The organism is Microbulbifer maximicatervae (SeqCode) (assembly GCF_052468295.1).
Window position 1 is genome coordinate 3,608,950 of sequence record NZ_CP174340.1, and the last position, 14,451, is coordinate 3,623,400.

General features: G+C 49.1%; 11 protein-coding genes. 5 read left to right on the plus strand and 6 right to left on the minus strand.

Features of this window, described 5'->3' with window-relative positions:
• Window positions 1-80: 80 nt before the first annotated feature.
• The gene (locus tag ACJJIQ_RS16110) at window positions 81-2,516 is read right to left on the minus strand and encodes a glycoside hydrolase family 19 protein (RefSeq protein ID WP_445362428.1); all 2,436 of its coding nucleotides are present in this window, start codon (window positions 2,514-2,516) and stop codon (window positions 81-83) included.
• A gap of 944 nt (window positions 2,517-3,460) precedes the next feature.
• Between ACJJIQ_RS16110 and ACJJIQ_RS16115 the strand changes: the two genes are divergently transcribed.
• The gene (locus tag ACJJIQ_RS16115) at window positions 3,461-4,366 is read left to right on the plus strand and encodes a hypothetical protein (RefSeq protein ID WP_445362429.1); all 906 of its coding nucleotides are present in this window, start codon (window positions 3,461-3,463) and stop codon (window positions 4,364-4,366) included.
• A gap of 164 nt (window positions 4,367-4,530) precedes the next feature.
• Here the strand turns inward: ACJJIQ_RS16115 and ACJJIQ_RS16120 are convergent, their stop codons facing one another.
• Window positions 4,531-5,058 carry a hypothetical protein gene (locus ACJJIQ_RS16120; protein WP_445362430.1) on the minus strand — a complete coding sequence of 176 codons (528 nt, stop codon included), beginning with the start codon at window positions 5,056-5,058 and terminating at the stop codon, window positions 4,531-4,533.
• Between the two features lie 281 nt (window positions 5,059-5,339).
• Window positions 5,340-6,797: an MFS transporter gene (locus ACJJIQ_RS16125; protein ID WP_445362431.1), complete on the minus strand. Its 1,458-nt coding sequence runs from the start codon at window positions 6,795-6,797 to the stop codon at window positions 5,340-5,342.
• A gap of 76 nt (window positions 6,798-6,873) precedes the next feature.
• Between ACJJIQ_RS16125 and ACJJIQ_RS16130 the strand changes: the two genes are divergently transcribed.
• Window positions 6,874-7,326 carry a helix-turn-helix domain-containing protein gene (locus ACJJIQ_RS16130; protein ID WP_445362432.1) on the plus strand — a complete coding sequence of 151 codons (453 nt, stop codon included), beginning with the start codon at window positions 6,874-6,876 and terminating at the stop codon, window positions 7,324-7,326.
• Between the two features lie 2 nt (window positions 7,327-7,328).
• On the opposite strand, the gene cueO is transcribed toward ACJJIQ_RS16130, so the two are convergent.
• A complete protein-coding gene (cueO, locus tag ACJJIQ_RS16135; protein WP_444925822.1) occupies window positions 7,329-8,900 on the minus strand; it encodes a multicopper oxidase CueO in 1,572 nt (523 codons plus the stop codon).
• A gap of 236 nt (window positions 8,901-9,136) precedes the next feature.
• On the opposite strand from cueO, the gene ACJJIQ_RS16140 reads away from it, so the two are divergent.
• The 3 genes from ACJJIQ_RS16140 (at window position 9,137) to ACJJIQ_RS16150 (ending at window position 12,120) form a co-directional block, all read left to right on the plus strand.
• On the plus strand, window positions 9,137-9,871 hold the full coding sequence (locus ACJJIQ_RS16140; RefSeq protein ID WP_445362433.1) for a tetratricopeptide repeat protein: 735 nt from the start codon (window positions 9,137-9,139) through the stop codon (window positions 9,869-9,871).
• A 43-nt stretch (window positions 9,872-9,914) separates the two neighbouring features.
• Entirely contained in the window at window positions 9,915-10,418 is a 504-nt protein-coding gene (locus ACJJIQ_RS16145; protein WP_413663210.1) for an endonuclease V, read from the plus strand.
• A gap of 343 nt (window positions 10,419-10,761) precedes the next feature.
• The gene (locus ACJJIQ_RS16150; RefSeq protein WP_445362434.1) at window positions 10,762-12,120 is read left to right on the plus strand and encodes a hypothetical protein; all 1,359 of its coding nucleotides are present in this window, start codon (window positions 10,762-10,764) and stop codon (window positions 12,118-12,120) included.
• 783 nt (window positions 12,121-12,903) lie between these two features.
• On the opposite strand, the gene cas6e is transcribed toward ACJJIQ_RS16150, so the two are convergent.
• Both cas6e and cas5e read right to left on the minus strand, forming a co-directional pair.
• Entirely contained in the window at window positions 12,904-13,674 is a 771-nt protein-coding gene (gene cas6e, locus ACJJIQ_RS16155; RefSeq protein WP_413663212.1) for a type I-E CRISPR-associated protein Cas6/Cse3/CasE, read from the minus strand.
• 10 nt (window positions 13,675-13,684) lie between these two features.
• Window positions 13,685-14,443 (minus strand): type I-E CRISPR-associated protein Cas5/CasD, encoded by a 759-nt coding sequence (gene cas5e / locus ACJJIQ_RS16160; protein WP_445362435.1) that lies wholly within the window; start codon window positions 14,441-14,443, stop codon window positions 13,685-13,687.
• Between the last annotated feature and the right edge of the window lie 8 nt (window positions 14,444-14,451).

Below are 14,451 nucleotides of genomic sequence, written 5' to 3' on the forward strand. Positions count from 1 at the left end.
CAATAAAAAAGTGACCTGGCTGCGGGGGAGAACCAGGTCACTGAAAGGGTTTGGGTGGGGGCTATTCAGCCCCCTGGTTTTTAGTCTTGGTAATCGATGGTCATATCAAAGTTGCCTTCAACACACTTGGCATAGTCGCCCTCATTCAGTGCTGAGTAGGCAGTCTGGTAATTCACCAACTGACATGCGTAGCTCTCATTATTTGGGGTATCCGCAGACCATCCCCAATCTTTATCCCAGTAAATATCCAGGGAGGCTGCACCACCAGTCTGGAACTGCCCCATATTGGCACAACCGAGTTCTTCATCTGCCGGAATTTCTACACCGAAGTATTCCGCTGTGCTCTGGTAGTACTCGATCCGATACTGTGAGCGGTAGTCTTCAGTACCAGAACTACATTCGATCGCTCCATTAATAATATTGGTGGTAACACCGAATCCAGAAGTCAGGTTATTAGCCAGATCCACACTATTCGGTTCCCAGGTACCATCGATTACATGCAATATGCTTGGCTTGGGTGGCTGTGGATAGACGAAGAAGAAGATAGAGCTCGCCAGGTTCAACCAGGTATCCGCTACCAATTCCGGGGCTTCCAGCAGGGTGTAAATATCGCCGTACATCGCCTGGGAGAAGGGACCGTAGTTATAGTTCCAGCTCAACTGCTTGGCGCCGCGGCCGAAGTAACTCTTATAGCCACCATCACTATTGATCGCACAGGGCCATGCTTCTGCTGCCCAGCTGCTGCTGGCATCACAGGCGCCGTAGCCACCGGAAGTATCTTCTGTCCAGCCAATTTCCCGCAACCAGTACAGGCCCTGGCGCCATTCCGGCACTTCCCAACCTGTTGCGTGGGCACCGGTTTCCTGGGCGTAGTGTGCAAACATTACCGCCATCGACTTGCGACAGATCGCCTCGGCATCACGGCCATCGGTATAGTCACCACAGAAAGCTGGGAACTTGGCTACGGCTCGGAGAAAATTGGTGTAGGTGTACTCTTCCGCTCTGAGAGCGAAAAGGTAATCCCAATCTTCTTCAGACAGGATGCTCTCAACGCGGAGGACATTTTCGGGGTTTGCACTGCGGCCAGGTTGCACCGCCTCAACCACGGCGTTGTCCCGGGTTTCGACAGTATCCTTTACTTCCTGAAGCAGGGAATCACTGCTGGTAATCGACTCTTCCGCAGCTTCCAGTTCGCTGATGCCCATCACATAGCCATCGGCTGTGGCACAGCCATCCTGGCTAATGGAGACCTCGTCCACATCACTGGCTTGAGTGGAGTCAGAAGCTGTCAGCTGGAAGGTGTAGGTTACATCGCTGTATACCTCAGACAGGGTCACTGAGGTAGCGCTGCCGGTATAGTTGGTCATCTTTACAACCGGGCCACTGGTTTGGCTCCAGATGTAAGAGATATCACTGCCGCCGGTGCTGCCAGAGCCATCCAGATTAACCGTTCCACTACAGCCTACATTGATACTTGAGGCCGAGATATTTGCGGTTACTGAGCTTTCAGAACCATCGGTATTATCATCATCCTCGTCTTCATCGGTATCGTCCACCGCGAGGTTTTGCACGGTTATCTGTGCTTCTTCAGTAGTGTCACCATCACTGACGATCAGGCTAAAGACATAGCTCACATCAAAAGTGCTTGATGGTAGGGTAACAGTGGTGGATGCGCTGGTTGCAGAGGCAATATCTGCTTCAGGTGAGGCCGGGGATAATTGGGCCCAGCTGTAAGATAAATTGCCGTCCCCACCGGAGGCACTGGCATCAAGTGTTACAGTGCCACCACCGGTAATTTGTGTCTGCGACACTGAAGCACTGACCGTAATCGGAGTGCCGTCGGAATTATCGCTGCCATCGTCACTGTTGTCGTTATCGTCGTTATCACTGCCGCCATCGTTGCCACCGGTGCCGGTGTCGTCATCTGAGCCGCCATCACTGGAGCAACCATCCGCTTCCTTAAGAAGCCAAGGGGAACCCCAGGTATTTTCAGCCGTTAATGCATCGGTGGGGTGGTCGTCACCATTAGCCCACCACTGGGCAACAAATAGGTCGCCGTCGTAACAAACTTCTTCGCCTTTGCGATAGTTTTGACCAGAAATATAAGTATCGGAGTCATCGGAGCCACCAGTGCCACCACCACTGCCGGAACCTGCATCATCATTATTACCAGAATCCGTATCTCCGTTATTACCGGTATCAGTATCATCATCAGAGTCGTTGTTATCACCATCACCAGAATTGGAGTCATCGTCACCACTGGTATCGCACGCACCTGACTCCTCCAAAATCCAGGGGGAGTCCCAGCGGTTTTCTGCTGTCAGGGCATCCGAGGGAATTTGAGAAGCTGTTGCCCACCATTGAGCTTTATATAAGTTTCCCCCGTAGCAAACCTGGCTGCCACCGGTATAACTCTGCCCCGCAACGTAGTCGTCGGCGGGTTGTGCCGCACTCAAACCTTGAGCGCCCAGCATCAGCGCCGATGCTATGGCTGTGCGAATAAAAATATGGCTCATAGAATCTCCAATTGTCGTTTTTAGGGTTCTATTTAAAAACGCAGTTTTATGCGATGAGGCAACCACCGAACTGCTAGGTATTACTTGTAAAAATAGAGATTAAGAGCTCGTGTGAATGATCTGTAACGGATAGCGTTTGCGATTTGAGCAGTAGACAATTATGAAATTGTTTTATGCGATCAAAGTCATTGAACTCAGCGAAGGGCAACATCCCCTCTCCCGTTATTATTCACTCGATTAAATGCAGCTGCCTTTGCGCCCCTTAAAAACCTTTACAAATACTTACTTTATTTTTGTACGCTGTTCATATAACCCCATACGTACACAGCAAATTCGATAAACCCCAGGGGGAATGGTTCCAGACATACAGAAAATATTTCGTGACCACCTAGACATAGATGATGTGCGCAAGTGGGCAAATATTATTAAAAGAGGAATTAATTGCAAAAAAATACAGCACAAGGGATTTGTAAGCCTAAAATGTATCTTTAATTGGCAAATTATCCTAACCGATCGACCGGGAAGTATATGAACAGGGAAGAGATAGTTGCGACCCAATGTTACTTTGAGAACTTCTGTAGCCGCATCCGTCATTATTACTGAAACAATGTACTTATTTTATGGGTAAATGAGAATAATCTCCCAATATCACTGTGACCCACAGTCAGCAAATAATAAACTCAATAAGTACCAACCTTCTAAAAAGTGACTTTATTCTCAAGTTTAAAGTACTTATATCCCATGGCATTCCCCCCACTTCATACGACACTTAAGTCGGCAATATCAGTAGTAATAAGCCGAAACTAGCAACCCTTCACCTTATCAACATTATTAAATCATCGCCATAAGCCTCAAACAAATATGCATTTTAGTCAATTCAACATTGGGAGTTTTCTGTGAAGCAACACCATATCCTTTTTGCGGCCATACTTCTTTTGCCAAGTATGGCTATTCGCGCCGACAGCAATACTTCCAATGTGGAACAGACGGGCGATGGAAATCTGGCAGTCGCAGATCAAACCGATCCCTCCGTTGAAAACAACCTGATAGATCAGTCGCAGACAGGTAATACCAATTCAGCTGAAGCCATACAAACTGTAAACTCTTCATTTAGCTCGATAATTCAAACACAAACCGGCAACAGCAATGATGCCTCTTCCAGTCAGGAAGAAAGCAACTCAACAATGATATTGATACAACAGGTTGGCGATAACCAAATTGCATTGAGCACCCATTTTCTCACAGAAAATACTGTCGGGGAGATTTACCAGGAAGGGCAGCTGAACGATGCTGAGATGCTCCAAACTGACTCACTCAATGATACTGGCTACCTATTTCAATCAGGACAGAGCAATATAGGCTTTGTTCGCGCCACGAGTGGTGAATTCCATACCGGGTCATTATTCCAAACAGGAACTTCAAATGACGGTGCCCTTATTCAACTACGAGGTGCCTTCTACACGGCAACAGTTACACAAAATGGAATAGGAAACGATGCGACAAGCGCACAGAATTTTGGCGAATCCATTATGAATGAGATAACCCAGAGCGGCGATAGTAATAATGCGAGTGTGTTGCAAATATTCATTGAAAATAGCTACGCCCAATCAAGTCAAATTGGATCAGACAATATTTTATTTACCCGACAAGAGGGAGAATTTATGAATATAAGCACGACACAGGTCGGTATGACTAATGAGATTACAGCAAATCAGGGTGGCTCTTTGAGTTTTACTACAGCTCAGCAAAATGGGCTGGATAATTTTATGGAAATTTCACAAGATGAGATGAATGGAAATATCACCGCTAATCAGGCGGGTAACGGGAATACCGGAATGATATTTCAGTAGTAATAGTAGGAGTAAACCGGGGGAACACTCACTTTCCGTTGACTTACAGAGAGCTTAATGTGCCCCCCAAACACAAAGGGAAATACTTTAAGGGCTTTTGTGCCTGAGATTATTTTCTTTACACTTCCTCTCTGGCACACCTGCTACCTAATGGCCAACAAAAATTATACGCTGATAGGTTCAAAACTTGGTGAAAACACTCTAAGTCGACCCTCACGCTTCTCCTCGCTAAAGTCACAACTGGTCAACCTAAACATCAATACATATTCGGAAAGGCAATGAGTATCGTGAATATCCCCTGGTAAGAACGCACTACAGTCACCGGGCTTCATTTGATAACAGCCCCGGCTCACCAGTTGTTCACCATCGTCTTGATTGAGCAAACCATAGGTAGACATCTCCACTTCACCATGTTGCACTGCGTAAAATACCCAGCCATTGCCATGATTATGTGGTGGGCGATAGAGCCCACGAGGCTCCACATGAGCCAGTAAGATAAAACCCTTACCTTCATCCCGGTATAACTCTACACTGGGTTCTTGGCGACTGTGTAGATCAGCCAACCATGCCTCATTAGAATTTGATGCCGCCAATTTTCCCAGGGCTTCTCGACATCTCACAATTGATGAAGTATCAAGTCCCTGCCAATTCGCTTTAAGTGCTTCAACGCACTGTCTCAAAGAATTCGTCACTGATTGGTCCTCCTAAAGCTCTCTCGATATCTTGTTGAAAATTACTGCGAATCCACAAATTCAAGATACAACTTGAAGCCAGCTTTAAGTCAACCAGATCTGTGCCTGAATTTTTGCTATTTAAGTCGTGGGTGAAGTGTAAAAGCGTTGGCCTGGAAAATAGGAATAAATCAGGAAATAGAGATGGGTATTAATAGCTCCAGCAGCTATTAATACCCGCGAGTACTCACTAAAACGAAGCACTCGCTAATGGCTTTACTTTATAGCTCTGGAGGTCATCTTTAATTTTGCACTTTGGAAGCAAGCTTGCTGGCAAGAATAGACACCACCTGTATTGTTAATGCGGTTAACAAGAACACTGATGCCAGGCGATAAACGGCATTGAGACCATCCGCTATCTGCGAAGGGCTCATGTCTTGCAGGGGCTGGCTGGGTACAAGCCCTACAAAAATCACACTCATCACTGAAGCTCCGGTCAATAAACCCAATCCTCGTGAAAGGCTGAGAAACCCGGAAATGCGCCCACGAACTTCGGCCCGGGCGCTATTCATAGTCATGGTATTAACTGTCGACAGGTAGGTTCCGTAACCCATTGCCATAGTGACGGAAAAAACCAGATAGCCTACCAAGCCCTGCTCCACCCTGAGCAGCCCCATTCCCATGGCTCCACAAAGTAAAATTACCAGACCCAGTAATACGATACCTCGACTATTGAATCGATCCACGGCTCGACCAGCAAGATTTGAACAAGCAGCCACCATAAATGATCCGGTTGTCATCACCAGCCCTGCGATAAAAAGGTCCAGGTCCAGTGCCAGGGTCAAATAAAAAGGCCCTACAATCAGGCTACTCATTACCGATGAAGCCACCAAAAAGTTTCCGGCCACATTCGCCAAGAATGTCTGCTTTCCAGAAGACTCCGTAAATCCTTCACGCAGGGGTTGTACTTTCTGCCTGACATAAAACAACCCCACACCAAATATCACCGATAGAGCGATAGCAATGCCATTAACTGCGGAATATCCCTCTCCCAATGGTTTAATTGCCAGGGTATAAAAAACAATGCTAAAGAACAGGAATGCTGCGGCCAGGTAGCGTTTGAATCGACTCCTGCCATCAACAACTTCGCTGACTATGTTTTCCGGCAGAGTTCGATATGCCAGAAAAAACACCCCCAATCCCACCGGCACTACCAACCAAAAGATAGCCTGCCAATTCAGGTTTTCGACAATCAAGCCGCCCACAATAGGACCCATACCAGTCCCAACCGCAGACAGGCTGCCCAGTAATCCAATTATCTTTCCCGTTTCACTTTTATCGAAAACGTCGCTGGCAATAGCCATAGACACAGCCACGAACATCGCCGCACCGACCCCTTGTATTGCGCGGAAAAAAACCAGAGTCCAAACATTAAAAGACAGCGCGCAAAGTAATGTCGATAAGGTGAATATCAATCCACCGCTTAGGAACAATTTTCTGCGACCCAGCTTGTCGCTGAGACTGCCGGCAATAGGCAGGGTCGCAGTCATACACATCATGTAAGCCACGGTAATCCACTGAGTATTACTGAAGGAAGCCCCCAAGCTTTCGATTAATACAGGCAACGCCATATTAATTGCGCTGACTCCCAAGGCTGCGAGCAAGGTCGCCAAACACAAGGTGACCAGGACTCCCCTTTTGGAAACCTGAGCAGCCTCTTGGGAAATTGGGTTTTCGGAATAACTTTTCGCGGTGTGCATAAGCTGAACTTTGACTTGCCAGTAATGACGCGTGAAACTAGCATACAACTTCAAGTGAGCTTGAGGTCAATAAGCGATGAATAACAGGGAAGAACTGGATATACGCGAAGTCTCCAAACTGTCGGGACTCCCCTCTTCCACACTTCGGTATTATGAGGAAAAAGGCCTGATAAAGTCATGTGGCCGTCGGGGAATTACCCGGATTTTTAAAGCCACAGTGATAGAACAGTTGTCCCTTATCTCCCTTGGCCGCTACGCCGGTTTTTCCCTGGATGAAATTGGCGAGATGTTTTCCTCTAATGGCAACCCCGCTATCGACAGGGAGCAGCTCCTCGCCAGGGCCGACGATCTGGAAAAGAATATCCGCCGACTCGAAGCTATGCGCGATGGGCTACGCCATGTGGCCAACTGTCCCGAGGTCAATCAGCTGGAGTGCCCCAACTTCCAAAACCTGATCAGGAAAGCTACCAAGTTACAGCATAAGGAAGACAGGAAACAGAAGCGACGCTGGCAGAATAGCAGCGAATAAAGTCAGGAGACACTAAACTCTGTCATCATTCCCGAGTCCTCGTGCTCCAAAACATGGCAGTGCGCCATATAGGGCATATCCGGCATCGCCGGCAGCGGGAAACGAACAAATATTTCCGCTTTGCCGCCATCGGATATGGGCATCGTATCTTTCCAGCCGCGCATATAGAGTGGCGGTTCTGCATTATTGTATTTTGTGACTCGAAACTGGCAGCCGTGGATATGTACCGGGTGTAGCATTTGGTCCTGTCCCTCTGAGATCTCCCAGCGCAGATCCTTATTCCTCGCAACCTTAAATCCTGGCTCCGTAAATGCAAAGGAAACCCCATTAATCGCATTCGCAGTTAGCTGCTCTTTTAACGGCAATGCCGGCCCCTCAGTAATCAGCTTCAATACTTTGGCCACCACATCGGGGTTGGTCGTACCGGCGGCAACCATCTGTGGTAGCCCCGTTGCACCAATCACTGCTTGCGCCTGCCTCTGTCGGTTCATTTGCATCACCAGCTTCTGACTGATTGGTGGCAGGTTTTGGGGAATTGTCGGCAGGGATACCAGGCTCTCCGGCAACTGTCCTTTTCCCTCAGATGTTCCAGGCACCACACTGAGAAAACTGTGGGCCTGATCAAATGGTGGCAGGCGCATTATTGGCTGGGGCACTGGCAGTGTTTGGAAGTCGAAAGGCTTGCCATCGCGGGTGTCGATCATGACTTCATAGCGCTCTCCTGCAGCAATAGGCAGTACATCTACTTTCACTGGTTCCGAGAGAAAACCGCCATCGCTGGCGATCACGTAGAGTGGTCGCTTGTCACTGGTGGCAAGCCGATAGTTGCGTCCGTTGGAGCCATCCAAAATACGAAAGCGCACCCAGCCTTTAGGTGGCCTGACCACCGGATTAATAACGCCATTAACCAGAAGTCGATCCCCACAATAGCCCGCCGCAACCGTCACTTCGTTAAAGCGATGGAAGAACTGACCATCATCGGTAAAGCGGCGATCCTGAATCACTAACGGAATGTCATCCACACCCCACCGCGAAGGTATCGGCAGTGCATCGCCTTCTTCATCATCGATAATAATCAATCCCGCCAAGCCTTTGAGTACCAACTCGGCGGTTGTCGGGTAGAGGTGGGGATGAAACCACAAGGTGGCGGCGGGCTGAATTATGTTCCAATCTACGGTCCAGGTTTCTCCAGGTTTCAATGGCATATAGGGACCACCATCGGCATTGCCGGGTACGATTAGTCCATGCCAATGCGCAGTTACATTTTGCGGCAGATGATTGACCACGCTGACGGTTACTTTCTCGCCCTTGCGCACCCGTATCGCCGGACCTAAAAACGGACCATTGAACCCATATGTACGTGTAGTCACCCCCGGTAGGAAAGACTGCTTGCCCGGGCGCGCTGCCAATTTAATCCGGCCTTGCCCATCTGCACGCAACTCCGGGGGAATCGGTAAAGCCTGACGGCGCCCCTTCTGTGCCTGGGCAGCTTTGGAAGTCGACACCCCTGTTAGCAAGGCTGCCCCCAATGCGCCAGTGGCAAAACAAAATTCCCGTCGCGACAATTGAGCCATGGGTCCACCTCCCTATGCGCCATAGCTCCAAGTGTCTAGGGCACTGGTCATTTTTATCCCCAGAAATCTTAGACGGCTTATTCCAATGGCCCAGTAGTATATTGCGACAACTGTGCACTCAATACAGAGTGGTACCCTGGTGCACAACTCCGTGATCCACAGCTCTTGTGTTCTAAGCGAACTCGGTTAACCTTGCCCTCGAAAAGTTAGTAGCGAAAATAAGAAGAGTAATCCCTATGCCGTTTCTTATTCTATCCATCCTTATTCAGGCAGCTTTTGTAATTCACGTGCTCAAAACCGGGCGCAACACCACTTGGATTTGGGTTCTGGTGATGCTGCCCATGGCCGGAGTTATTGCTTACCTGGTCCTGGAAATCCTGCCGGAAGTAAACCAATCACGCAGTGCCAAAAATGCGCGCAGGACGGTGCGGGAAACTCTAAATCCCAATCGGGATATCCATCAGGCTGCGCAAGAATTGTCCCGTTCCAATAATGTGGAAAACTCTATGCGCATGGCCGATGAATGCGTGAAACGCGGCCTTTATCACGAGGCAAAAACTCTCTATGAAAAGTGCCTCCAGGGGGTTCATCAGGATGACCCTGAGCTGATGTTTGGGTTGGCACGCTGTCAGTTTGCTCTCAATCTGTTTGAACTGACCAAGGAAACACTGAACCAATTAATCGAAAAGAACCCCGATTTTAAAAATCAGGATGCTCACTTACTTTACGCTCGTACACTAGCGGCATTGAAGCAAGTAAAAGAGGCCTACCACGAGTATGAAACGCTGTACCAATACTACAGCGGACCAGAAGCGACTTTTTACTTTGCCTTATTCTTGAAAGATCAATCCCAGGTGGAAAAGGCCAATGTCTTGTTCAATGAAATCCTTGATAAATCCAAAACACTGGGTAAGCACTACAAAGCGACTCATAAGCAGCTGTTAAAGCAGGCAAAACTGGAAGTATCCTGAACCAATCGCAACATTCGGCTCAATGGAAAAAAAGGCTCCCAATATGATTTTGGCAGTAGATGTAGATTACCGGGACCCCGGAGCAATGGTAGCCGGGGTCGGCTTTGAGAATTGGTCAGCTCCTGAGCCCGAGCAACTATATCTCAGTAAAATAGAGAGTACCTTGGCCTATGAGCCCGGTGCTTTCTACAAGCGAGAACTCCCCTGTATCCTCACCCTAATCGAGGAGCACAAGATAGAAGCAGAACTGATTGTTATCGATGGTTATGTATTTCTCGGAGGGGAACAAAAACCGGGTCTGGGTGCCCATCTCTACTCTGCTCTCCAGCAGGAAGTTCCCATCATCGGTGTCGCCAAGAAACCGTTTAAGGACACCCCTTTAGAGGCGGAGCTGCTGCGGGGAAAAAGTATAAAACCGCTGTATATCAGCAGCCTCGGTCTCCCTTTGCCGGAAGCCAAAAATTTGATGAAAAAGATGCATGGAGACCACCGTATCCCCACTTTATTGAAACGCGTGGACCGCGAGTGTCGAAAGTCCCCACGATAATTCCCGAGAGAATGAAAGGCAGTTATCGCCGCCATTTCCCAGTCACATCCCTGGGACTTTCTTCCTACATTTTCAATACTTATTTCTCATATCCTACCCCTTCGATGCCAGCAATAATTTTTCTATTCGGCGGGAAATAGCTACTGAAAGTAAAAGCTACCTGGCATCCGTTTATCCCCTAGGGATAATTTGGCGCTTAGATAGACGGCTAGAAGTAGCTAAGATCCCATACTGATGTATTCGGCTCGTAGTTTTTGATGTCTACTTGTGAAGTGCGAGTGGACGATATTCATTAGCAGCCCCAAATGGGCTCCTTGGAAGTTTTGTAGTAAAGGAGTTACTCATGAAGTTATGCGCCAGTATTGCAACACTCGCACTGGTTGCCTTTAGCGGCAATGCGCTGGGCACCAACTCTACTGACTTGGAACAAATCGGTTCAGGTAACTCAGTAAATTCCGATCAAACTGAAGCGGGTTTCGGCAATACTATTATCAAACGCCAAATAGGTGATACTAATACCGCTACCGCCACCCAAAGTGGCGGTATTATTAACAGTAGTATTCAGAGTTCCCAGATCGGCAGTCAAAACGAGACCACGATATCTCAATCCGGTGGTGCTTCTCTAAGCGCAACCAATACACAAATCGGATCGCAAAATACTTCCGAGATCACCCAAGAACTCTCTCTCGACAGCCAGGTATCTATTCTGCAACTCGGTACCTCCAACGCTTCCACTATCGAACAGCGCTTTGGCAGCGGTAATACCATTACCAATATCCAGGACGGAGACAGTCACTTTTTTATTGGTCGCCAGGAAGCCAGTGCTAACGGCAGCATTTTTGTATTCCAGGACGGCGAAAGGCAAAGTGCCGTGGTAGAGGAAACCGCAGGCAATATAGGCAGTTCCGTTTTAATCTTCCAGTTTGATCGGGACGACTTTGCCACCGCCAGCTTGGTTGCCACAATCGATGGCACCTTGGACATACTGCAGGATGGCAGCGATATCTATGGCGGGCTCGCACAATTTGCCAGTGTCAGCAGCAGTATGACCTTACGGCAAACAAACAATCGCCACTTCGCCTTTGCAACCCAAGTAGACAGTCTGTTCAATGACCTTCTGATTATCCAAAGGCTCGGCGATGCCAATATCACCTCGATTACCCAAACCGGTGCCTTTAATACCCTTGAGTTGCGCCAAAATGGTGGGGGCAACAACGCGGCTTTAGAACAATCCGCATTGAGTAGCAGTATCGATATACGCCAGACCGGTACCACCAACCAGATTACGGGTTCCCAGCTGGGTGCCGAATTCAACTCCATGAACAGCGAACAGTTCCTGATTGATAATGTGGTTGTTATTAATCAAGGCGGCTTACTGATCAGCGCGACCAATGAACAAACCGGGTTGCAGAATGTTGCCAATATCGAGCAGGCTGGAACAGAGGTAGATATATTCACCCGTCAATTGGGTTTCGATAACCGGGCAACGTTCGAACAGGCTGGTGAGTCTCTTTCAATAAGCTCCCGACAATTTGGCGATAGTAATAACATCACCATCACCCAGAGCGGTGACTCCAACTCAGCCTTTAGCCTGCAAATTGGTAACAATCACACCAAGGAAATTACTCAGACGGGTTCTAATGGCCGCGCTTTTAACTTCCAGATCGGCGGCGAGAGTAATACCGGCGTAATCATCCAATAATTTCAGCCAAAATTCAGAAGCCCCCGGTAATACACTGCGGGGCTTTCGATTGCGAAATCTACAGGAAAAAGAAGAAGGGAAAAGTCGCTGTGCAGCCCCGCGAGAGCGGGGAACAACTAGGATGCACTCCGACAACTTCTCCATCGTCGGTTTATCCCCGAGTATTCAGGGAACACCTTGCGCAGAGCACAAAGGCTATGCCTTATCCGGTTTACCCCTGTACAAACAGGGAACAGTCGCGCAAAAGGAGCGCGATCATAGCACACCCTCATTACATCCCCGAGCCTTCGGGGAAACATTTTCAGAACTAATGTCCGTGCGCTATCGGCTACGGTCCAGCCCCGCCCAGCGGGGGAACAAACTCAGGTGTCGGCACAACCCAACCCCACACTCGGTTTACCCCCGCAGCAGCGGGGAATAGCCCGAATCATTACCGTGCAGCTTTGACGATTTTCCACGGTTTAACCCCGCCTGGGCGGGGAACAGCCTCGGTTAAGATCGCCTTATTGCGCAATTACCGGTGCAACTCCGCTTATGCGGAGAACCTATTCGGAAAGGAGTGTATAACAGGATACCCTCCGGTTTAGCCCCGTATATACGGGGAACAGTATGAAGCTGGTTTGACCATCATCTCACCGGTCGATTTATCTCCGCTGATGCGGGGAACTCTCTAAATATGCCTATTTGCTATCCTCTAAAGTCTCAGTATCGTTGCCGATACTTTTGAATCCCAGCCCTCGCTCTCAAACACTTCCTGTTGTATAACAACTCTATTTATCCCAATCAGATTCGGCGGATTAACATCAATCCACAACCAAATGCTTTGGCCGGCCCCATACCCGCAAAAATATTTTTTATAAATAATTCGGGTTCAGTAACCAAAAGCTCTCCCCGGTAATCCACAGAACTGAAACCAGCACCGCGCTGCTTTTTATGTAACAAATTCCAACGATACCCATTGCAGTGAAGCTTTGGTGGGTAAATATCAAATCCGAGGCGCGTCCCCCGGTGAATTAACCAGCTGCGGGCGGCAGTCTGGCTGACATCCTGTAACCGGGTTTCAATCTGCCCCTGGTCAAACTGCTCCGGCTTTTCCTGTACCAAGCTCTGCTTCAGCTGCCCTTTGCCACCTTCAACAGGTAAACCATGCAATTCGCACTGCTCCCGCAACCAATGGTATTGAGCATCCATCAGCACATCGTGCCGCTTGCCGCGCTTTTGCCCTTCAGTTTTACGAGCAACTGTAGGGTTCGCCCGCAGGCGGAAGGCCAGCCGATCGCCGGGGTTTAAGCGGGGCTCGAAGATTTTAGTCTCTACCAAAAATATCGGATTGTCCTGCGCAGGCCGGACTTTTGACAGCAGGTAATACACCGGTAGATTGCGTTTGCTAAGCAGCTGTTCCCGCGAGGATTCCTCACGAAATAAAAAACGCTCATCACCATCAAAAAGATCCCACAAGATTTGATGAATACCGTAGCTGTTTTCGCTGAGCAACCGTGCCAGCTGCTTCTGCACCGCCAGCGAGGGAGATAGTTGAACTCTGGATAAATACATAGCCGCTCCCTTATGACTGCCAGAGATTTTCAATACGCGGCTGGAACTGCCAGCGCTTGCGAGATAGGGGCTGATCGAGACGGCTAAGCCGCTGTACAGATCCTGCTGAAAACACTCCATCTTCCGCAGAGAAATCATCCAAGCTACCCTCCCAGTAGTAACGACAACTCTCTTCAGTGGGCAACCAGCGCTCCTGCCGGGCCCATTCCGGTTGGTAATCCAGCAACTCCGGGGATTCATAATGATCCAGGGCGCTGCGGAAATTATCCGCACCGATCACCCGTGCGGCAGTGGGGGCTGAAAGTGGAAATGCTTTTCGCCCCAGGTAGAGGTGATACTTTGGCCGGGCCAGGGCTTCACACAATTCGGCCAGAGTCCAGTTAGCCTCTTCACAGGATCTCAGGGCCACTATCGCCTGCGCATCCACCAGATACTCCCTGCGGGATAACAGGGTTCCCAGGCGCGCTTTCCCTACAACCAGCTCATCCCGGCGCGTATGGTAACGGCGCTTGCCGGCGGAATCTGGGACCTGTACCGTGTGGAAATCCTTCAGCAAAGTACCGACATTCAGCACCTTTACCGCCTGGCGATATTGCCGGGCCAAGTTCTGATGTAAATCCTCTCGCTCCCGGGGTATCCCCAGTGCCGCACCAAATAGTCCCGCAATAGCGGATTTACCCGGATAGTGTGCGCTGTGGCGGGATTCCCCCACAGCCACTTCCCCCCAGGAAGCCATGGCACCGTAAAGACGAAATACTAGGTATTCCATAGCGCCAC

Coding starts and splice junctions, on each gene's coding strand:
- ACJJIQ_RS16110 (WP_445362428.1), bottom strand. CDS start 2,516: ATGAGCCATATTTTTATTCGCACAGCCATAGCATCGGCGCTGATGCTG.
- ACJJIQ_RS16115 (WP_445362429.1), top strand. CDS start 3,461: ATGGCTATTCGCGCCGACAGCAATACTTCCAATGTGGAACAGACGGGC.
- ACJJIQ_RS16125 (WP_445362431.1), bottom strand. CDS start 6,797: ATGCACACCGCGAAAAGTTATTCCGAAAACCCAATTTCCCAAGAGGCT.
- ACJJIQ_RS16130 (WP_445362432.1), top strand. CDS start 6,874: ATGAATAACAGGGAAGAACTGGATATACGCGAAGTCTCCAAACTGTCG.
- cueO (WP_444925822.1), bottom strand. CDS start 8,900: ATGGCTCAATTGTCGCGACGGGAATTTTGTTTTGCCACTGGCGCATTG.
- ACJJIQ_RS16140 (WP_445362433.1), top strand. CDS start 9,137: ATGCCGTTTCTTATTCTATCCATCCTTATTCAGGCAGCTTTTGTAATT.
- ACJJIQ_RS16145 (WP_413663210.1), top strand. CDS start 9,915: ATGATTTTGGCAGTAGATGTAGATTACCGGGACCCCGGAGCAATGGTA.
- ACJJIQ_RS16150 (WP_445362434.1), top strand. CDS start 10,762: ATGAAGTTATGCGCCAGTATTGCAACACTCGCACTGGTTGCCTTTAGC.
- cas6e (WP_413663212.1), bottom strand. CDS start 13,674: ATGTATTTATCCAGAGTTCAACTATCTCCCTCGCTGGCGGTGCAGAAG.
- cas5e (WP_445362435.1), bottom strand. CDS start 14,443: ATGGAATACCTAGTATTTCGTCTTTACGGTGCCATGGCTTCCTGGGGG.